The sequence below is a fragment of the Dysgonomonas sp. BGC7 genome (assembly GCF_001261735.1).
Lineage (GTDB): Bacteria > Bacteroidota > Bacteroidia > Bacteroidales > Dysgonomonadaceae > Dysgonomonas.
Map to the genome: position 1 here is coordinate 1 of NZ_CVRP01000017.1, position 21,047 is coordinate 21,047.

At 36.8% G+C, this 21,047-nt stretch carries 19 protein-coding genes and 2 tRNA genes; 11 read left to right on the forward strand and 10 right to left on the reverse strand.

What is annotated here, in order from left to right:
• Positions 1–83: 83 nt before the first annotated feature.
• Both BGC7_RS13810 and BGC7_RS13815 read left to right on the forward strand, forming a co-directional pair.
• Positions 84–923 carry a hypothetical protein gene (locus BGC7_RS13810; RefSeq protein ID WP_050702195.1) on the forward strand — a complete coding sequence of 280 codons (840 nt, stop codon included), beginning with the start codon at positions 84–86 and terminating at the stop codon, positions 921–923.
• 141 nt (positions 924–1,064) lie between these two features.
• Complete coding sequence (locus BGC7_RS13815) at positions 1,065–2,009, forward strand: hypothetical protein (protein ID WP_050702196.1); 945 nt, start codon at positions 1,065–1,067, stop codon at positions 2,007–2,009.
• 114 nt (positions 2,010–2,123) lie between these two features.
• Here the strand turns inward: BGC7_RS13815 and BGC7_RS13820 are convergent.
• Together BGC7_RS13820 and BGC7_RS13825 are read right to left on the reverse strand one after the other, a co-directional pair.
• Positions 2,124–2,197: transfer RNA gene (locus BGC7_RS13820), tRNA-Asn, on the reverse strand.
• A gap of 33 nt (positions 2,198–2,230) precedes the next feature.
• Positions 2,231–2,304 (reverse strand) — tRNA-Asn (locus tag BGC7_RS13825).
• A gap of 81 nt (positions 2,305–2,385) precedes the next feature.
• Between BGC7_RS13825 and BGC7_RS13830 the strand changes: the two genes are divergently transcribed.
• The 4 genes from BGC7_RS13830 to lpdA all read left to right on the forward strand — a co-directional run bounded on the left by BGC7_RS13830 (position 2,386) and on the right by lpdA (position 6,245).
• Positions 2,386–3,363 carry an adenosine kinase gene (locus BGC7_RS13830; RefSeq protein ID WP_050702197.1) on the forward strand — a complete coding sequence of 326 codons (978 nt, stop codon included), beginning with the start codon at positions 2,386–2,388 and terminating at the stop codon, positions 3,361–3,363.
• Between the two features lie 3 nt (positions 3,364–3,366).
• The gene (locus BGC7_RS13835) at positions 3,367–4,122 is read left to right on the forward strand and encodes an SDR family NAD(P)-dependent oxidoreductase (protein WP_050702198.1); all 756 of its coding nucleotides are present in this window, start codon (positions 3,367–3,369) and stop codon (positions 4,120–4,122) included.
• A complete protein-coding gene (locus BGC7_RS13840; RefSeq protein WP_050702199.1) occupies positions 4,112–4,813 on the forward strand; it encodes a Dph6-related ATP pyrophosphatase in 702 nt (233 codons plus the stop codon). Before BGC7_RS13835 ends, BGC7_RS13840 begins: the two co-directional genes overlap by 11 nt.
• A 76-nt stretch (positions 4,814–4,889) precedes the next feature.
• A complete protein-coding gene (lpdA, locus tag BGC7_RS13845) occupies positions 4,890–6,245 on the forward strand; it encodes a dihydrolipoyl dehydrogenase (protein ID WP_050702200.1) in 1,356 nt (451 codons plus the stop codon).
• A gap of 64 nt (positions 6,246–6,309) precedes the next feature.
• Here the strand turns inward: lpdA and BGC7_RS13850 are convergent, their stop codons facing one another.
• Positions 6,310–7,419, reverse strand: a complete 1,110-nt coding sequence (locus BGC7_RS13850; RefSeq protein WP_050702201.1) for an AhpC/TSA family protein — start codon at positions 7,417–7,419, stop codon at positions 6,310–6,312.
• 106 nt (positions 7,420–7,525) lie between these two features.
• Positions 7,526–8,671: a TlpA disulfide reductase family protein gene (locus tag BGC7_RS13855; protein WP_050702202.1), complete on the reverse strand. Its 1,146-nt coding sequence runs from the start codon at positions 8,669–8,671 to the stop codon at positions 7,526–7,528.
• A gap of 252 nt (positions 8,672–8,923) precedes the next feature.
• On the opposite strand from BGC7_RS13855, the gene BGC7_RS13860 reads away from it, so the two are divergent.
• The 5 genes from BGC7_RS13860 to BGC7_RS13880 all read left to right on the forward strand — a co-directional run bounded on the left by BGC7_RS13860 (position 8,924) and on the right by BGC7_RS13880 (position 13,991).
• Entirely contained in the window at positions 8,924–9,943 is a 1,020-nt protein-coding gene (locus BGC7_RS13860; protein ID WP_050702203.1) for a L,D-transpeptidase, read from the forward strand.
• A gap of 285 nt (positions 9,944–10,228) precedes the next feature.
• The gene (locus BGC7_RS13865) at positions 10,229–10,498 is read left to right on the forward strand and encodes a co-chaperone GroES (RefSeq protein WP_050702317.1); all 270 of its coding nucleotides are present in this window, start codon (positions 10,229–10,231) and stop codon (positions 10,496–10,498) included.
• 28 nt (positions 10,499–10,526) lie between these two features.
• The gene (gene groL / locus BGC7_RS13870; protein WP_050702204.1) at positions 10,527–12,158 is read left to right on the forward strand and encodes a chaperonin GroEL; all 1,632 of its coding nucleotides are present in this window, start codon (positions 10,527–10,529) and stop codon (positions 12,156–12,158) included.
• Between the two features lie 332 nt (positions 12,159–12,490).
• The gene (gene gap, locus BGC7_RS13875) at positions 12,491–13,495 is read left to right on the forward strand and encodes a type I glyceraldehyde-3-phosphate dehydrogenase (protein WP_050702205.1); all 1,005 of its coding nucleotides are present in this window, start codon (positions 12,491–12,493) and stop codon (positions 13,493–13,495) included.
• Positions 13,496–13,595: 100 nt separating this feature from the next.
• Positions 13,596–13,991 carry an energy transducer TonB gene (locus tag BGC7_RS13880; protein WP_050702206.1) on the forward strand — a complete coding sequence of 132 codons (396 nt, stop codon included), beginning with the start codon at positions 13,596–13,598 and terminating at the stop codon, positions 13,989–13,991.
• A gap of 156 nt (positions 13,992–14,147) precedes the next feature.
• Here the strand turns inward: BGC7_RS13880 and BGC7_RS13885 are convergent, their stop codons facing one another.
• The 6 genes from BGC7_RS13885 to BGC7_RS13910 form a co-directional block, all read right to left on the reverse strand.
• Positions 14,148–14,657 (reverse strand): gliding motility lipoprotein GldH, encoded by a 510-nt coding sequence (locus BGC7_RS13885; protein ID WP_050702207.1) that lies wholly within the window; start codon positions 14,655–14,657, stop codon positions 14,148–14,150.
• Positions 14,623–16,158, reverse strand: coding sequence for a PSP1 domain-containing protein (locus tag BGC7_RS13890; RefSeq protein WP_050702208.1), 1,536 nt, complete (start codon positions 16,156–16,158; stop codon positions 14,623–14,625). Before BGC7_RS13890 ends, BGC7_RS13885 begins: the two co-directional genes overlap by 35 nt.
• 57 nt (positions 16,159–16,215) lie before the next feature.
• A complete protein-coding gene (holB, locus tag BGC7_RS13895) occupies positions 16,216–17,340 on the reverse strand; it encodes a DNA polymerase III subunit delta' (RefSeq protein WP_050702209.1) in 1,125 nt (374 codons plus the stop codon).
• A gap of 208 nt (positions 17,341–17,548) precedes the next feature.
• A complete protein-coding gene (locus tag BGC7_RS13900) occupies positions 17,549–18,499 on the reverse strand; it encodes a methylenetetrahydrofolate reductase (RefSeq protein ID WP_050702210.1) in 951 nt (316 codons plus the stop codon).
• 19 nt (positions 18,500–18,518) lie between these two features.
• Positions 18,519–19,856, reverse strand: a complete 1,338-nt coding sequence (rseP, locus tag BGC7_RS13905; protein ID WP_050702211.1) for an RIP metalloprotease RseP — start codon at positions 19,854–19,856, stop codon at positions 18,519–18,521.
• A gap of 15 nt (positions 19,857–19,871) precedes the next feature.
• On the reverse strand, positions 19,872–21,020 hold the full coding sequence (locus BGC7_RS13910) for a 1-deoxy-D-xylulose-5-phosphate reductoisomerase (protein ID WP_050702212.1): 1,149 nt from the start codon (positions 21,018–21,020) through the stop codon (positions 19,872–19,874).
• Positions 21,021–21,047: the final 27 nt, after the last annotated feature.

Consider the following 21,047-nt stretch of genomic DNA (forward strand, 5'->3'; position numbering starts at 1 on the left):
AATCACTCAAACATTTTGTTGATAGATTCGAAAAAGGTTTTCTTTTTTATGGGTATATTAGAAACTCTAAATAACATATACTTATGGGACGCAAATCATGGTCTAATGAAAAGCTATTATCTCGGCTTATTACTAATAGGTCAGATAAAACATATTGGTTGAATATTGCAGAATTGAGAATTAGGGCCACTCCTGCTTTTTTTGAACAATGTATATTATTGACTGAGTCGAATATTCCAAAGAAGAGGATGATTGGAGTTGATATTCTTTCTCAATTGAGAGATTCTGTTTCAATTAAACCTTATTCTAAAAAGGTTCTTATTCATTTCTTAAACCTGCTTAAAGTTGAAAAAGACTTGTCAGTTATAAAATCTATCCTATATGGTATAGGACATAATAATGATAATTTAGTGTCAAATGAAGATATAGAATACTTAACGAACTATTGGTTAAATAAAAATAGCTGTGTTAGAGAAGGGGTTGTTTTAGCCTTACTAGGTATTGACAATCCAATAGCTATAGATACTCTTATTAAGTTGTCAGAAGATAGGTATAGTAATATTAGAAATTGGGCAACTTTTGGATTAGGTAGTCAAATAGAAAGAGATACTCCTGAAATTAGACATGCTTTATTCTTAAGAATTTATGATAAACATCAAGAAACAAAATATGAAGCAATACTTGGTTTGGCAAAAAGAAAGGATTCCAATATTAAAAATGTTATAGAACAAGAGATCTTATCTCAATCTTATGGCACTCTTTTGCTTGAAGCTGTTGAAAAGCTACAAGATGTTGTTTTTCTCCCTCTATTGGAAGACACCTTAAAAAGATATCGGAATCAATTAAATGTTAATAATCAATGGAATGATAGATTGGAACATTGTATTAATTACTTAAAATCATTAAATTCGTCAATCGGTTGATATACACAACAAAAGCTACCGAATGTTCGATTGCTTTTTTGTTGTTTAGTTGAACACTCTATCGAATTATCGAACGATTTTATTGGGGATTGGGAAAGGATAATTAAGCTTTGTGATTATATTTGAAAAAAATAGAGTAGCATGAAAAATATATTCTTTCTTATAGTTATTGGTATAACAACAGTAACTAACGTATATTCTCAAGAATTTAAATTGAAAAACTACACATTCGATATTGATCATGAAATTATAGGTGTCGCTTATTGTAATAGTGAATTTTATTGTTTGGAATCCGATGGCAAAGTTTTCAGTATAGATTCTATATTACATAAAAAAACTATTGCAAATGCTCCAATATCATCAACTTCAATTGTCAGTATAAATGATTCTTTATTTGTAAGGACTAAAAATGATTCTACGTTCTATTTAAAAAATAATAAATTCTCCTTTACAAAAAGGAAAAACGATTTTCCTTTTTTCGAGGATGATAAATATATTGTAGAAAAATCGTGTAGTGGAGAGTGGGGTGGATCAATATATTTCATAGACAAATCAGATAAAAAGAAATACGAATGTGCATCAACATGTCCTATTATAGTAAATAAATTAAATGAAACTTATATAGTAACAGCTTCTCTCGCTGATATGGCAGGATCTACTCAGATATTAAAAATAGATGACCCTAAGGCTTTAACTTTATTCAAAAAAAGAAAAAGAAAAAAAATAAATTATGTAGGGGATGACGAATCTAAGACTACGATAGGATCTGAAATTATAGTAGATTCTGTTGGTGTTATGGTCACAACTTCCTTTTTATATGAAAGGAATCTTTTTCATATAGTTGCAGGGAACCAAGGTACATCACTTTGTAAAATTGAAAATAATGAATTTGAAGAAATAGCAAAAATATCAGATGACAGATTTTGGTCGTATAATCCAATTAACGTAAGATACTCTGAAGGTAAGACATTGTCAGTATTTCGGAATAATAATTCAAATGGTTTTTTGTTTATAAAAGAAAATAATGTAACAATATATTCATTTTACAAGAAAAAGAAAATTTTATCGAACTCTCCAAGCAATTGATATAAAACAAAAAAGAACCACTTTTCAGTGATTCTTTCAGTTTAGTTGCGGAAGCTGGATTCGAACCCAGTATAAATACAAAAAAAGCAGCTATGAAAACTCATAACTGCTTTGCTCTTCCTCTTGGACTTGAACCAAGGACCCTCTGATTAACAGTCAGATGCTCTAACCGACTGAGCTAAGGAAGAATTTACTTTTAAGAGAATTGCTTTTATATTTTGCTCTTCCTCTTGGACTTGAACCAAGGACCCTCTGATTAACAGTCAGATGCTCTAACCAACTGAGCTAAGGAAGAGTATTATTCTCTCAAAAGTGACGCAAAAATAGGGTATATTTCTGAATTATGCAATATCTTTACGCAAAATTTTAAGAAAGAATGACGAAAGTACTTGGAATGGGTAACGCCCTGGTAGACGTTTTGGCGATAATTGAAGATGATAGCATCCTCAAACGGCTTGATCTTCCGAAAGGTAGCATGCAACTTATAGATAATTGTAAGCTGAGAATAATTAGTGAGGAAATTAATAGATTTGAAAAAAATATTGTGTCGGGTGGCTCTGCTGCCAATACAATCGTAGGTCTTGCCAGTCTGGGAATCTCTACAGGATTTCTTGGTCGCATTGGAAAAGACTTTTATGGAGAACACTTTAAAAATGATCTTAGCAAGTATACAGTAAAGTCGCACCTTACAGAGGTTGACGAAGCCTCGGGAGTTGCTTCTACTTTTATTTCTCAGGATGGTGAACGTACTTTCGGTACATATCTTGGCGCTGCTGCTCTATTAGATGCTCAGGAGTTGAATAAGGAGGACTTTGATGGATATCAGTATTTCTATATAGAAGGGTACCTTGTGCAGAACTATGATCTGATAAAGAGTGCAATAATACTTGCTAAGGAAGCAGGTGCAAAAATAATATTAGATCTGGCTAGCTATAATGTAGTAGAGTCTAATAGAGATTTCCTGTTGGAGATTATACCCGAGTATGTTGATATAATCTTTGCTAATGAGGAAGAAGCTAAGTCGCTTTTAGATATGATAGCAGAAGATGCGGTAACCGCTTTGTCGAAAGTGGTAGAAGTTGCTATTGTGAAAACCGGATCGGAGGGATCATGGATTCAGAAGGGTGAAGAAAAAGTATTTGTTCCGGCTCATAAAGTAACTTGTATAGACTCTACCGGTGCAGGAGACCTGTATGCATCCGGATTTATATATGGCCTAATAAATAATCTCTCTTTGCCTGATTGTGGAAGGGTAGGTACTCTCTTAGCTGCAAATGTGATACAAAACGTGGGTGCAAAGGTCAATGAAAATGACTGGGAGTTCTTGAAGAAAGAGATTGAGATGATAGGCTAATAGATGAATGGGGTGGAAGGTAAGATCGTATTTGTTACCGGAGGTGCAAATGGAATAGGTAGAAGTATCGTCCGGATGTTTTGCGAGGCTGGTGCAGACGTTATATTCTGCGATGTGGATGAAGAGTCCTCCCAGCTTCTTTGCGATGAACTGAGGGGATATAAATGCGGCTTTATAAAAGTAGATATCTCTAATGAGAAGGAATTATCGAATGCACTCGAAGGTGTAATTGCCAAAAAGGGAAATGTCGATATTATTATAAATAATGTCGGAGTTAGTCGTTTTGAGTCTATCCTTAATCTTTCAGTCGAAGATTTTGATAAAGTTTTAGATGTAAATTTAAGACCTATTTTTATTACTGCGCAGATATTAGCCAAATATCGTGCAGAAAATGAAAGCTTAAATACATTTGGGAGAATCATTAATATGGCTTCTACTCGTTATTTGATGAGTGAGCCTGATTCAGAGGCTTATGCAGCATCTAAGGGAGGGGTTGTATCTCTTACTCATGCTTTGTCTATATCATTAAGTAAATATAGAATAACTGTAAATTGTATCAGTCCAGGTTGGATTGAAACAGGAGATTATAATAACCTTACTTTTGTAGATCACAATCAACACCCTTCGGGCAGGGTTGGCAAACCGGAGGATATAGCAAGAATGTGTCTTTTTCTTAGCCAACCGGAAAATGATTTTATCACCGGACAAAACTTTGTGATAGATGGAGGTATGACTAAAAAGATGATATATGAAGACTAAGGCTGTATTTAACTGGAGTGGAGGGAAAGATTCGTCTCTTGCTCTTTATAAAGTGTTGGAGAAGGGAGAGTATGATATAGTTGCTCTTCTTACAACTATAAATAGTGATAGTAAAAGATCTACAATGCATGCTATTCCAGCTTCGCTGTTGCAAAAGCAGGCTGATAGTATAGGTATTCCATTATATGTTGTAAATCTGCTGCCAAATGGAGAAATGCAAGGGTATGAAGAAGCCATGATTGATGCTGTTAACCATTTTTTATCTCAGGGTGTAACCCACTTTATTTTTGGAGATATATTTCTACATGATGTGAAGACATATAGAGAGAAGCAATTAACCCCATATGGAATAACAGTAGTAGAGCCTTTATGGGGTAAAAGTTCTCCTGAAATAATGGATGAATTTCTGGCTTCGGGGCTACAAACAATTATTGTAACCACTATGGCTGAAGTCTTGGATGAGAGCTATATTGGAAAGTTGATTGATAAGGAACTCGTTGATAGATTACCTGAAACGGCTGATGTTTGTGGCGAAAATGGAGAATATCATACATTTTGTTACAATGGCCCAATATTTAAATATCCTGTTGTTTATACTCTGGGAAATCCGGAGTACCGGACTTATCCTGTGAAAATGGAAGACGGTTCAGAGAAAGAGTTTTCGTATTGGTTCGCTAATTTACATGAATAAGCCGATTGCGTTTCTGAGGAATAAATCGCTATCTTTATCAGTATTATACATCTAGAAAATATAAAACCTTAAGACTATGAAATCATACGATGTTGCTATTATCGGAGGAGGTCCGGCCGGATATACGGCTGCTGAAAGAGCTGCTGCAAATGGACTAGAGACTGTTTTGTTTGAAAAAAATGCTCTTGGTGGTGTCTGTTTGAATGAAGGGTGTATACCAACTAAAACACTACTGTATTCAGCCAAAACTTTAGATTCTGTTAAAAATTCATCTAAATATGGTGTTTTAGTAAATGGAGATACTAGTTTCGATCTGGCTAAAATCATTGCCCGTAAGCAAAAAACAGTTCGTAAATTAGTAGCAGGAATAAAGCAAAAATTAGCAGCCCATGACGTAAATGTTATAGTTGGGGAAGCTTCTTTAGAAGGTAAAGATGCTGATTATAATATCCTTATTTCTTGTAATGGGGAGCGTTATCAGGCAAAGAAAGTATTACTATGTTCGGGCTCGGAGCCCATTATTCCTCCTATAAAAGGATTAGATGGCAGTGGATATTGGACTTCGAAAGAAGCACTGGATAATAAAGAGCTGCCAAATTCTCTTGCTATTATCGGAGGTGGAGTTATTGGTGTCGAATTTGCGTCGTTCTTCAATAGCTTGGGCGTAAAGGTTAGCGTTATAGAAATGCTTCCCGAAATACTTGGAGCAATGGATAACGAATTATCGGCTATATTAAGGACAGAATATGCTAAAAAAGGAATTGCTTTTTATCTTGATACGAAGGTTGTAGAAATACAGGGCAATCAAGTGATAATAGAAAAAAATGGAGAGCAGTCTTTTGTCGAAGCAGAGCAAATTCTTCTCAGTACAGGTCGTCGTCCTATAACATCAAACCTTAATTTGGATAAGTTGAATATAGAGCTTTTCCGTAATGGGGTAAAGGTGGATGAGTGGATGAGAACTTCCCATGAGAGTATCTATGCCTGTGGAGATATAACAGGGCATTCTCTACTGGCTCATACGGCTGTTCGGGAGGCAGAAGTAGCTATTAATCATATTCTGAAAAGAGATGATTTTATGAGCTATAAGGCTATACCGGGAGTTGTATATACAAATCCAGAAATTGCAGGTGTCGGACAGACGGAAGAAGATCTTGATAAGAGAGGTGTCATCTATAAGATTATTAAATTACCTATGGCTTATTCTGGACGGTTTGTTGCAGAGAACGAATTGGGTAATGGGGTATGTAAGCTGATTGTAGATGAAAGGAATATAATAATAGGTTGTCATATGCTTGGCAATCCCGCTTCGGAACTTATCGTCATTGCAGGAATCGCTATAGAGAAAGCATTTTCTATAGAAGAATTCCAAAAGATTGTATTCCCTCATCCCACAGTAGGAGAAATAATACACGAAGCCTTATTTGTGTAGAACAAAATAAAAAAGAGTTGTTTCGATAAGAAGCAACTCTTTTTTATTATTCTTAAATAAAGTCTTATTTCAAGAACTCAGCTAGTTTCTCTGAGACTTGCTCAGCGTTTAATCCTCGTTCTATAATCTTTCCATCCTTGTCTAACAATACCAAATGAGGAATAGAGTTTACACCATAAGCAGCAGCCAACTCACTATCCCAATACTTGAGGTCTGAAATTTGTGGCCATGTAATCTTTAATGTATTGATGCCTTTTACCCAATCTTCATTTGTTTTGTCAAGAGATATACCTACAATTTCAAGTCCTTTATTCTTATATGTTCCGTATAACTCTACAAGTTTAGGCATTTCGGCACGACAGGGAGGACACCATGATGCCCAGAAATCGATAAGGGTGTATTTTCCTTTTCCTGCAAAATCAGATAAAGATACATCTGTACCTGTAGGTGTTTTCCCTTTAAGGTCGGTGAAAATACTACCAACAGATGTTGCTTCTAATGCCTTTACTCGTGTTTCTAGTTTTTGAATTCTTTTTATCGACTTAAATTCAGGGTTTATAGAAGGAACTAGTTCTTTCAACTGATCGAGAGAAAACAAATAAGAATTGTTTGCCAGAAAATAAGCTCCTATTTGGTTTTGTATATTAGGCTTAATAAAATCGAAGAGTATATTTGTTTTTTGTTTCTCTTTTGCCTCATACTCTTTCTCTAATTCAGCCTGTAATTCAGCATTAGCAGTAGTGTCAGCTTTTGCTTTTTCCCATATAGACTGCATTTCTTTTGCTACTATGTCCATTTGCGAAGCAAATACCTGATAGCTATTATTAGTTGTTGTTCCTTTTACAGATGATACACTATCCAGTGTCATTTCTATTTGTCCCGGTTCTACAACCACCAATGCCGATTTTATAAAATCGGGCGCATTTTCCAGAGAGATAAAATGTATTCCGGGTACATCTTTAGCCACACCTTTGAAAACAAACTGTCCGTCTACAACACTTACAGTATCTATATTAATACGATCTTTCCAAATTGAGTCAAGAGTTTGTAGGTACACTTGTTGTCCGTCATATGATCCGTTAGGTAGCTTTCCTGTAATGGTGAAAGCATTCTTTTCTCCACAAGAAGTCATCAATAGGGCTATCGTAGAAAAAAGTAATAAAATCTTTTTCATATTAGCTTTTAAATATAAATTAATATTCGAGTGTTCTTTAACATTCGTTTAGTAATAAGAAAAACAGTTGAGTAGATAAATTGTTCCTTAAACTAACTTAATTTAATTATTTAAGTATCTCTGCAATTTTATCTTCAAGTTCTTTTCCTCTTAGGTTTTTTGCAACAATTATACCGTTAGCGTCTACTAGAATTGTGTGAGGTATCGAGGCTACTCCGTATATCATAGATGCTTGTTTGTTGTCGTCTCCCAACTGTATCCATTTCATGTTGTACTTCTCTACCGCACCCAACCATGCTTGGCGATCATCATCTACAGATATACCTACTATTTCAAGTCCTTTTGCTTTATATGCAGTATAGGCTTTGGCCAGACTAGGCATTTCTTGTATACAAGGTCCGCACCATGATGCCCAAAAATCGATAAGAGTACATTCGTTTTTGCCAGCATAGGCAGATAGAGATACTCTATTTCCGTTTATATCTACTAAAGATACATCGGCAAAAGGTTGTCCTACTTCAGGAATTACGCGGTTCAGATCTTCTTCCAAAGCTTTAATTTCCGGTTGGTTGCGGAATGTGCTGTCGCCCAAAGCGATTAACTCTTTAAGCTCATCGTCGCTGAATGAAGAGTATGATGAAAAGAACAATGTTTGTCCGGCTTTGTTTGCCATATTGGCTTTAGTAAAGTTGAAGGTAACAGTACGCATTTCGTCTTGAACCTCCTGCATCTTTGTTTGGATATCTTTACCATCAGCATCTACAGGAACACCTTGTACGCCTCCGGCTTTTGATACTTCTTTATACAATGCTCCAAGCTTATTCATTGCGATGTGTATCTTATTGAATTCTTCATTCAGTTTTGTGCCCGAAAGAGTGATGTTTACTATCGGAGAGTCTTGTGTTTTGTTGAAATCCACTTTAATAGAGCCCGGCTCTACAATTATGGTAGCTACAGGTGCTCCCTGTTGGGCGACTCTGAGGTCTTCTCCTATAGATACGAAACCTAAGAATGGTTCCCCGTCGGATATGCCTTTTATGGTAAATTTGCCATTCTTCATTATCACAGAATCCACTGTCGATATTTTAATATTATAAGCACTAACGGTATCCATTTTCTGAAGATACACTAATTTACCATTGTAAGCGGTGTCATTAATACTACCATCAATGGTATAAGTATTTTTATTCTGACATGATATCAGAGCAACGATTGCTAAAAGAGAAAGCAGAAATAATGTGATTTTTTTCATTAAGATAAGAATATTAATATTGTATATTTTGCAAAGATAATTAAATAGTTAAGATAGAAATTTAATTAGAATATAATTCGTTCGATTGTTTCGGATAATTATAGTGTTATATTGAGGTTTCACAATTATCATTGTAATAGATATAAATACAATAAATGTTAATCCATTAGTTAATTTTTTATAGCTTTGCTCGCTCTGTTGTTTGTTAAACATTACTCTTAGAGTTATTGTTAATAGAAAAACGAATTGTAAATGAAGAAAAGTATTGTAGTCCTGTTTTTTTTAGCATGCTTGTTTATTATTTTATCTTGTTCTGATAAAGAAAATAGTAGAGAGGAAATTCCTAATCAGATAAAGGCAGATTCACTTAGCGAAACTGTAGAAACAAAGAAGGCTGTTACAGCATCAGATATTCAGATCGAAAAACAATTGTTGTATGATCAATATACTTTGGACGATACCTATCCTTACAAAGATACTGTCCGGTCATTCCAGTGGGATAAGGTTAAAGAACGGCTGGCCTATTTGGAAAATATACAGCAAGAGCCCACAGAGTGGGCACTTTTACAGAATTATAAGAATTTGAACGGAGAAGCACCATTGGTGAAAACGTATAAACGAAATGAATATAAACGCATCGCAGATACATTGGGCGTTGAGCGATACCAATCCATACCGTTATTCTTACCGGAAGATTCTCTTATAGGAGTCCGTTACGCGAGGGATGGCTCACTTGTGAAAATATTAGATAATGATAGCCTTTCTAAGTTTGTCGAGATAGAAACAACTGATATTGGAGGTAATTGGTTAGTGCCGCGAAAATATATAAAAAGGCTGGCCGATTCTGTAACTTTTAATAAAGCGATTGTCGTTGATCGCAACAATGAAAACATAACAGTTCTTGAGAAAGTCGGTTCGAAATGGTTAATCAGAAGCATGAATCCTGTAACTACAGGACTACATAAACCTCCTCACCAGCAAGAAACTCCTCTTGGAATGTTTGTTATTCAAGAGCGTAAATATAAAATGTTCTTTTTAGTAGATGGTACTACCGAAACGGGTGGATTTGCTCCATATGCGTGTCGGTTTACAAATGGAGGGTATTTGCATGGTATTCCGGTAAATGCACCCAGAACCACTTTTATTGAATATAGTCCATCATTGGGTACTACTCCACGATCTCACATGTGTGTACGTAATGCTACATCACATGCAAAGTTTATTTACGACTGGGTGACAGTGGGTGGTACTATTGTTTTTGTTATCGAATAAATTTCAAGAAGGAATAAATGTGTAACCTTTGTCACTTTTTAGTTAAAAAACGGAGTGAGCTCTTGATTTATATTTTTGTTTCTTTCACATAATGGTAGAGGGTATCTATCTGTTTGCTTTTACTATACCAAGATAAGACTGAATCTCAGAAATGACGTCTTGTCAGCGAATGTCTGTCACAACTCTGCTTTTTTGACAGAAATATTTTTTGGCACACATTTCGCTAAAAGTAAAATGAGAATATTTCAAGAAATTATAATATATAAATTTAAATTACTAAAAATCATGAGTATTAAACCATTAGCAGATCGTGTACTAATTAAGCCTGCAGCTGCTGAAGAAAAAAGTGTAGGAGGTATCATTATTCCTGATACAGCAAAAGAAAAACCTCTAAAAGGAGAAGTTGTTGCTGTAGGTAACGGAACAAAAGATGAAGATATGATAGTAAAGCCTAACGATCAGGTTCTTTACGGCAAATATGCCGGAACAGAAATCGAACTTGATGGCGAATCGTATCTAATCATGCGTCAGTCTGATATTCTTGCAATTATTTAATACCGAAACTTATAAATAGATAAAAACTATGGCAAAAGAAATTATTTTCAATATTGATGCCCGTGATGAACTAAAGAAAGGGGTTGATGCATTAGCAAATGCTGTAAAAGTAACACTTGGACCAAAAGGTCGTAATGTAATCATCGAAAAGAAATTTGGTGCACCTCATATTACAAAAGATGGTGTAACTGTAGCAAAAGAAATTGAGCTTGAAGAAGCATTCCAGAATATGGGAGCTCAGCTTGTAAAAGAAGTAGCTTCTAAAACTAACGATGATGCCGGTGATGGTACTACTACAGCAACAGTATTGGCCCAGTCTATTGTTAGTGTAGGTCTTAAAAACGTTACTGCCGGAGCTAATCCTATGGATTTGAAACGTGGTATAGACAAAGCTGTTGTTAAAGTTGTAGAAAGTCTCAAGGCACAGTCGATTACAGTCGGTGACGACTTAGGTAAAATAGAAAATGTTGCTAAAATTTCTGCAAATGGAGACGAGACTATCGGTAAACTTATAGCTGAAGCTATGGGCAAAGTGAAAAAAGAAGGAGTTATCACTGTAGAAGAAGCCAAAGGAACAGAAACTTATGTTGATGTTGTAGAAGGTATGCAGTTCGACAGAGGTTATATCTCTCCATATTTTGTAACAGATACAGAAAAGATGGAAGCAGATATGGAAAATCCATATATCTTGATTCACGATAAGAAAATATCTGTATTGAAAGATATTCTTCCAATATTGGAAGCTGCTCTTAAATCTGGACGCTCACTGCTTATCATAGCTGAAGATATCGACTCGGAAGCATTAACTACTCTTGTGGTTAACCGCCTTCGTGCAGGACTCAAGATTTGTGCAGTAAAAGCTCCCGGTTTTGGAGATCGTCGTAAAGAAATGCTGGAAGATATCGCTATCCTTACAGGAGGAACAGTTATTACAGAAGAAAGAGGTCTTTCTCTTGAGGCTGCTACTTTAGATATGCTTGGTACAGCAGATAAGATTACTGTAAATAAAGATAATACAACCATCGTAAATGGCGCAGGAGACAAGAGTGCTATTGCAGCTCGTGTAGCACAAATTCGCGCTCAGATGGAAAAAACTACATCTGACTACGATCGTGAAAAACTACAGGAACGTCTTGCTAAGTTGGCAGGTGGTGTTGCTGTCCTTTATGTTGGTGCTGCTTCGGAAGTAGAAATGAAAGAGAAGAAAGATCGTGTAGAAGATGCTCTTTCTGCAACACGTGCTGCTATCGAAGAAGGTACAGTACCGGGTGGTGGCGTAGCATATATACGTGCTATCGATGCTATTGAAAACATGAAAGGTGAAAACGAAGACGAAACTACAGGTATTGAAATCGTGAAACGTGCTATCGAAGAACCTCTTCGTCAGATTGTAGCAAACAGTGGAAAAGAAGGTGCTGTAGTAGTGCAAAAGGTACGTGAAGGTAAAGGCGATTTTGGTTACAATGCTCGTGCCGATAAGTATGAAAATCTAAATGCATCCGGAGTTATAGATCCGGCTAAGGTTACCCGTGTTGCATTAGAAAATGCTGCATCTATAGCAGGTATGTTCTTGACTACAGAATGTATTATAGCAGACAAGAAGGAAGATAATCCTGCTCCAATGCCTCCTATGGGTGGAGGAATGGGCGGAATGATGTAATCATCCTTTATGAAATAATTCCCAAAAACGGGCAGGTCTTTTTGGGGCTTGTCCGTTTTCTATTGTTTGTCAAATATGAATATGATCGTTTAGATATAAATAAAGATGCAAAAAGACAACTCGACCTAACAAAACAGACAAATTCGTGATAATCAATACAAAAAACATATACATTGTCCTTAAAAATAGCTAACGGTATAAACCTTATATGAAATAAATTTGTTATTTTTGTACTGCTTTTCGAAAAGGATGTTTTATAACATAATTATTGATTTTCGAGATTCTATGAATAAGGATATACTCAATTTTTTAACTAATAAAAATAAAACAAAATGATTAAAGTAGGTATTAATGGTTTCGGACGTATAGGTCGTTTGGTATTCCGTGCTGCACAAGGCAGAAAAGATATTCAAATTGTAGGTATCAATGACCTTATTGATGTGGAGTATATGGCATATATGCTACGTTACGATACAGTTCACGGAAGATTCGATGGTACAGTTGAAATCAAAGATGGCAAACTTGTGGTAAATGGAAACGCTATTCGTGTTACTGCCGAAAGAAATCCTGCTGACTTGAAATGGGATGCTGTAGGTGCAGAATACGTTGTAGAATCAACAGGTCTTTTTTTAGATAAAGCTACAGCTCAGGCTCATATCACTGCCGGTGCGAAATATGTAGTAATGTCAGCTCCGTCTAAAGACGACACTCCGATGTTTGTTTGTGGAGTAAATACTGACTCTTATGTAAAAGGAACTCAGATCGTTTCTAACGCATCTTGTACTACAAACTGTCTTGCTCCTATTGCAAAAGTACTAAACGACAAATTTGGTATCACTGATGGTTTGATGACTACAGTACACGCTACTACTGCTACTCAAAAAACTGTAGACGGTCCTTCAGCTAAAGACTGGAGAGGCGGACGTGCTGCTGCTGGTAACATTATCCCTTCTTCTACCGGTGCTGCTAAGGCTGTTGGAAAAGTGATCCCTGTACTTAACGGAAAATTGACCGGTATGTCAATGCGTGTTCCTACACTTGACGTATCTGTAGTAGACCTTACAGTAAACTTAGCTAAACCAGCTAAATATGACGAAATCTGTAAAGCAATGAAAGATGCTTCAGAAGGCGAATTGAAAGGCATACTAGGATATACTGAAGATGCTGTAGTATCTTCTGACTTCATCGGTGATGCACGCACTTCTATCTTCGACGCTAAAGCTGGTATTGCTTTAACTGACACTTTCGTGAAAGTTGTATCTTGGTACGACAACGAGTGGGGTTATTCAAACAAAGTTCTTGAACTTGTTGCTCACATGGCTAAAGTTAACGGATAATAAATAATATTATCCTATATATAGAAAGAGCTGTCCAACAGGGCGGCTCTTTTTTGTTTTGTCCCTATTTATCCTATATTTGTATTTTGATGCTATACCCATGAAAAAACTCTTTTTATACATTGCAATAGCAATCAGTAGTAGTATGTGTTTTGCTCAATGCCAAGACAAGGTCTATACTGTTGTTGAGCAAATGCCATTTTTTCCCGGAGGAGAAACTGAGTTGTTCAAGTTTATAAATCAGAACTTAAAATATCCAGTCATACCGGAAGACAAGATAATGGACAATCTCAGTACGAAGATACAGTTCGTAGTAACTAAAACCGGAGAGATAAAAGATATTAAACCAATGAAACCTCAATATGAAGGAACGATCCTAACAGATTCTCTAATTAGTGTAATCAGACGTATGCCCCGCTGGATACCTGGAAAACACAAAGGAGAGAATATAAATGTATATTTTACCATTCCTTTGCATATCAGCCCTAAAAGATAATTCCTTTTGCATTTTATAATCCTCCTATATCTATATAGATAAAGTCATTCTAGAAATATTGGGTATATAAGTAAAAGGTAGAATTTATGCCGTATCTTTAAATTATAACCAACAGCGAATGTTATACTTGAATGGACAATAAATAGGTCTGATACCTTATTCCTGTTTCTTAGAGATTTTTATACCAATCTTTTCTATTCCATTTAGGGGTTCGTCGCGCATGCCATGTTCTATCTTTATTCTATAATTCTTTTTTTCTCGGAATACAATGTCTGTTAGAGGAAAAGAGACCTGATATAGTGTGCCAAAACCTGACCCTTGCCATTTGCCGAATTCGTCGGCTAATTTATATTCTCTCGAAATCTCTGTGTATGTAGAATCGGCGGTGAAGTTGTGCTGAACAAAGAACCAGATATTCTGATATGGATAATTTACGTTGTTGGAGACTTCTATTGCAACACTATATAGTGTGTTTGGGGTAATTGCTGTAGAATCTACATCGAAAGTCAAAGTGTCTTTTTGCTGCCACTTTGCATCTTTTATTTCATGAAAATGATAATACACCTCCTGTTTGTTGCAGGAGATGTTCATCAAACTCACTAAGAGCAGAATCAGATATGTATAGCCGGACTTATGCATCCGGCTTGTTTTGTTCCGGTTTTCCATTTCTGTTGTTCCGGTTACGATTGTTCCTATGATGATTCTTTTTATTCGGATTCGAATTTTGTCCTTGTTCCTGCGCTTGTTGTGGAGCACTATTATTTGCAGCTTGTTGCTTATTGTTAACTTCTATTTTTCTCTTGTTGGTCTGCTGCTGATTATTATTTGGCGTTCCTTGGTTGTTATTATCCCTCGGAATATTGTTTTCTCTTTGCTTGTTCTTTACGAATTTCTTCTTATTTCGGTTGTTTGATCCTGCATTATTGTCGAAGCGATTTATATTCTCTTGCAATATATCATGAGATGTAGGCTTTTCCTCCTGTTCTTGAACTTCAGATACAAGGTGTAAAGGTCTGTCCCCTCTTTTGTTCATTCTTATAACCTCATATACTCTGTCTTTTGGTAATGAGAGGAGATTTGCAGCAAAATGCTTATCAGTAGAATATGTCATCACCCCCGACAAAACATCTGTCTTAAAGTGATAATATGTAGAATCTTTCGTTTCCAGAGGAATATCTCGAGATGGCAACTGGCGCTGTGCTTCCACATATGTGTCTACTTCAAAATTAAGGCAGCACTTAAGCTTTCCGCATTGTCCGGCAAGTTTCTGAGGATTTAGAGGTATGTCTTGAAGACGGGCGGCAGATGTTGATACCGATACAAAGTTAGACATAGAACTGGAACAGCATAGCTCCCTTCCGCATGGGCCGATTCCTCCTACTCGTCCGGCCTCTTGTCTGGCTCCAATTTGCTTCATTTCTATTTTTACACGAAATTCGGAAGCATATACTTTTATCAATTGGCGAAAGTCGACACGTTCATCAGCTATATAATAGAATATGGCTTTATTTCCATCACCCTGAAATTCTACATCGCTAATCTTCATGGCTAATTTTTGTTCCTCAGCTATCTCTCTGGCTCTGAGCATTGTTTTATGCTCTTTCTTTTTAGCTTCTTCCCATTTTTCTATATCATTAGGTTTTGCTATACGATATATACGCTTAGTTTCTCCCCTGTAGTTGTTCTTCAGCATCTGTAGTTCAACGAGCTTCCCGGTGAGGGTAACTTCTCCTATATCATGTCCGGGAGTGGCTTCTACTGCAACGATGTCTCCTTTATATAATTCGACATCGTTACTATTCAGATAATAGCCTTTTCTCGTATTCTTGAATTGAACTTCTACCATCTTAGACTCTGCCAATAACTCTCTCATGTCTTCAAGCCAGTTATAGACTTCCAGTTTATTGCTTCCACTACAGCATCCGCCCTTCGAAGAACAACCTCCACCAGAGCACCCCCCTCCGGAACAGCCACCACTAGAGCATCCTCCTCCGGATTTGCAGGCACAAGATCCACCCTTGCTACAGGCACAGGTTTTTGTTGTAGTTTCTGAAGTAGTAATTCCATCATCTGTAGCTCTTTTGCTAGCTTTGGCACAAGTGCAACCAATAGGTGTTTTGCATGTGCCTTGACAGTCATTTAATGGGTATGTATTTTGGTTTGTCATTTTATTTGTTTTTAATGATTGAAACAAAGCCCCTTTTATGGCTCTGTGGGTCTATATTTATTGTTTTATCAACATTGTTATTTTGAGACAAAGGTCGAAAAAAACCATCTTTGCGTTTACATTTTGTTCTATATGCCGTTCGGCTAATGCAAGTTCATTCATTAGTCCGATTATATTTTTTTCGTTTACGAAAGGAGCAAATCTGATTCCAAAATTAGCTTCGTCCTGAGCCATGTATACAATATCCGGTTGCTTCATGTTGCTTATAAAGTATTCTCGTACCATCCTTTGGCAGTATATAAGAAAACTTTTCTGATTTTCTCGGCCTATACCTCCCAGTTCGTTGCCGATAGCTTTTATCTCTTTTATATTGCGGGCATATGAGGCACGCATCATTTGGATGAACAGATTGAAAAAGAACTTATGTTCTTCGTTCAGGCTAATTGTCTCCAGTGCTTTCAGATAGCTTCCATTTGCAAGATGAGCAACGTTAAGAGCATCTTCGGGAGTTATATTATACTCTGATTCTAATGCCTGTACTATATCATTCTCTTCAATACCATGTATGTTTATTCGCTGACAACGGGACTGAATCGTAGTAATAATATTGTCGGGCGTATCGGATACCAACAAGAATATAGTATTGTCTGTAGGTTCTTCTATTATTTTCAAAAGCTTATTTGCACACGATTCGTGCATCTTTTCGGGTAGCCAAATGATCATAATCTTATATTTGGCTTCGTAAATCTTAAGGCTCAACTTTCTTATTATCTCTTCACTTTCTTTCGCATAAATCAGGCCTTGCGAATTTTCAGCATCAATATGGTCGAGCCATTGTCCAAGATTGAAGTAGCTACTGTTCTTTACAAATTCGCGCCATTCGGATATATAATCATCGCAGACTTCTTTTTTCTTTGCTGCCTTTTTTACTATCGGGAAAACAAAATGCAGATCGGGGTGTGCCAAATGATTATACTTGACGCATGAAGGACATTTTCCGCAAGAGTCGTCATCTGTGCGATTTTCGCAGTTGAGATATTGAGCATAGGCCAAGGCAAGAGGGAACTTACCTATTCCTTCCGGTCCGCAAAAGAGTTGTGCATGAGGGATAAATCCTTCTTTAACCGATCTGGTTAGTCGTTCTTTTACTTCTTTTTGTCCTATGATATCCTTAAAAAACATCTATCTGCTTATATTCAGTGTATTATATTATAAATTAACTAAAACCTTACAAACATGTACACTTTTTCTTTGTTTTATTTTACTGTATCTTTTTCTTTTCTCTGTTAATCTCTCCGTATTTTAACTAAAACCTGACAAAAGTTACAACATTTTAGCATCTTAGAAAAAACTGTCAGAATCTTTTTCTAGGCTTTCTCTTATAGATAAATCAATATACTTCCTTCGCTATTTGTCTTACACTATCTGTTGCCATCAAAGAGTAGAAGTGTAGACTGGGTACACCATGTGCTATTAGTTCTTTACATTGCTTGATTCCCCATTCAATCCCGACTTCTTTAGCGGCTTCGTCAGTTTTACATTTGCGCAATTCTCCTGCCAGTTCTTCCGGAATGCTGGAACGAAATATTCTGGGAAGTACTTCTAATTGGTTCATAAGTACGATTGGCTTCACTCCCGGAATAATTGGCTGGGTAATCCCTTCCTTTCTGCACTTTTCTACAAAAGAGAAATATTTCTGATTGTCGAAAAACATTTGTGTAACAAAATATTCAGATCCTTGTTCTGCCTTCTGCTTCATGTAATAAATGTCCGACTCCATACTCAAAGCATCTTCGTGAATCTCCGGATAGCAAGCCATACCGTACGAAAATGGTGTTGCATTTTTTTCAAATACTGTTCCGTCCGATGCTATTCCTTCATTGAATCTATTGACCTGCTCTTGCAGATCTGTTGCATATTCGTTTCTGTTAGGGTATATCTGTTCGGGGGCAAGGCGTTTTCCATCACCCTGAAGCAGCAACAAGTTATGGACTCTTAGAAAATTCAGATCAATAAGAGCATACTCTGTTTCTTCGCGAGAGAATCCCTTGCATATCATGTGTGGAATAGCGGTTACTCCATATTTGTGCTGTATGCTTGCCGCTATGGCTACCGATCCGGGACGCTTACGTATATTGATTCTCTTTGTTGTACCGTCAGCCATCTGTTGGTCTAGGTATTCGCTATGATGAGTTGTTATGTTTATATATTGAGGGCTGAATTCAATCAGCTTATCTATAATATTGTACACTTTCTCAATATCGTTACCTTTCAGAGGTGGTAATATTTCGAAAGAGAACGCTGTTCCTTTTGTATTTTTAATTAATTCTGTAACTGTCATTTTATATTCTAAATCTTACTTATTTGAAGAAAAATCTGATTATATCGTTTCCGTTGGCTACTAATAGCAACAGTAATATAAATATCATACCTGCCATCTGAGCATATTCCATAAACTTCTCGTTCGGTTTACGCCTTGTTATCACTTCGTAGAGTAGGAACATTATATGTCCGCCATCCAGCGCCGGAATAGGGAGGATATTCATAAATGCTAGAATAATAGACAAGAACGCGGTCATAGACCAGAATGAGTGCCAATCCCAAGCCGGAGGGAATAAATTACCGATACCTGCAAATCCACTCAGGTTCTGAACCCCTTTGGATGAAAATACAAAGCGTATCTGTGCCACATATCCTTTCAGAGTTTCTACTCCCAATACAGCTCCTGCGGGTACTGCTTGGAAGAAACTATAAGAGTCTTTTTTTACTTCATAAACAGGTCTTGTAGAGCCTATACCTATAGTTAAAGCTTCACTAACCAGCACTTCTGTTTCGGTAGTGATAGAGTCGCGTACATAGGAAATCTTTATGTTTTTTCCTTTATTTTCTTTTTTCGATATTTGTCCGACAGCCTCAGTCCATGTTGTGACAGGGTTCCTGTTTACGGCAACTATGCTATCACCTTTCTGAAGTCCGGCTTCTTTAGCTGAAGAAAATACTGAGTCGACTACGGTCGATATCCAATAGTAGTAAGGAGGTGTAGGGTCTTCGGCTTCAATTACATTTTCTGCAAATTTTTCCGGCATAGTTAATGTAACCGGCTGTCCGTTTCTTTCCACTACCACTTCTTTGGCATCAAGGAACTGCATGAATGTATTCATGTTTAAAACTCCGCCACGATTGTTCATGTCTTTTCCATCTACACTGAGGATAATATCATGCTCCTGATAGCCTCCCAATTCTTTTACAGTTTTGGAAAATGTCATACCATTTTTTACCGACTTTACAGGAATGTACGAGTCGCCCCATGTAAATAAGATCATTCCGTATATGATGATTGCCAGAATGAAGTTGAAAAGTACGCCACCAACCATCACTAATAAACGTTGCCATGACGGTTTAGTCCTGAACTCCCAGGGCTGAGGTGGCTGAGCCATTTGCTCTTTATCCATGGATTCGTCTATCATTCCCGATATTTTTACATATCCACCGAGTGGCACCCAGCCAATACCATATTCAGTATCGCTGTTTTTTGGCTTAAACTTGAATAGGGAAAACCAAGGGTTGAAAAAGAGATAGAATTTCTCTACTCTTATTTTGAATAATCGGGCGAATAGGAAATGTCCGAACTCGTGTATTATAACCAGTATGGATAAACTAAGTATTAGTTGTAATGCTTTTATTAAAAATGTTTCCATTAAATATTTCTAGAGTTAATTGATTAAATCTTGTGCAATATATCGTGCCTCCATATCAGTCTGTACATAATCTTCATAAGATGGAGATGTTATAAAACTCGCTTTTTCCATTGTACTTTCTATAATGTCGCTCATCTCAAGAAAGCCTACTTTTTCGCTTAGAAATGCTGATACTGCTATTTCATTGGCAGCATTCATTATACATGCCATATTTCCTTTTATGCGTGCAGCTTCGAACGCAAATGTGAGATTGCGGAAGCGACTGATATCCGGTTGTTCGAATGTCATGGTCTTTAGTTTGAAAAAGTCGAGGCGTTCAAGGTTTGATTTTATTCTTCTGGGATATGATAGTGCATATTGTATAGGCAGGTGCATATCCGGTAATCCTAATTGTGCGATTATGGATGAATCTTCGAATTGCACCATCGAATGGATAATAGACTGAGGGTGCACTACTACCTCTATCTGGTCAGGCTCTACGTCAAAGAGCCATTTTGCTTCTATCATCTCCAGCCCTTTGTTCATAAGGGATGCCGAGTCTATAGTTACTTTTGCGCCCATACTCCAATTGGGGTGCTTCAACGCTTCGGCTTTTGTTACCTTGCTCAGTTGTTCTTTCGAATGATTCCGAAAAGGACCTCCTGATGCAGTAAGTAATATCTTTTCGATAGGAGAATGTTCTCCTGTAAGACACTGAAATATAGCAGAATGTTCCGAATCGACAGGTAAGATCGGCGTTTTATTCTCTAAGGCCAGTGATGTAATAAGCTCTCCTGCCACAACTAGAGTTTCTTTGTTGGCCAAAGCGATTATCTTTTTTGCTTTTATGGCATTAATTGTTGGTTTTAGTCCCGAGTAACCAACCATAGCGGTGAGCACGATGTCGATAGGTTCGCTTTCTACCACTTGAGCAATAGACTCACTGCCTGCCCAAACTTTTATGGGTAAATCGACAAGGGCCTGCTTTAGTTGGGCGTATTTGTTATCATTTGCAATAACTACAACTTCGGGCGAAAACTCACGGGCTTGTTTGATCAGTAGATCTACATTGTCGTTTGCCGTAAGCGCATATATTTCGAAATCCTCGGGATGCTCCCGTACTACATCGAGAGCTTGTGTCCCAATTGAGCCGGTTGAACCTAAGATAGCGATATTTCGTTTCATATAATTCTTTAACTTGTTTGGTATTTT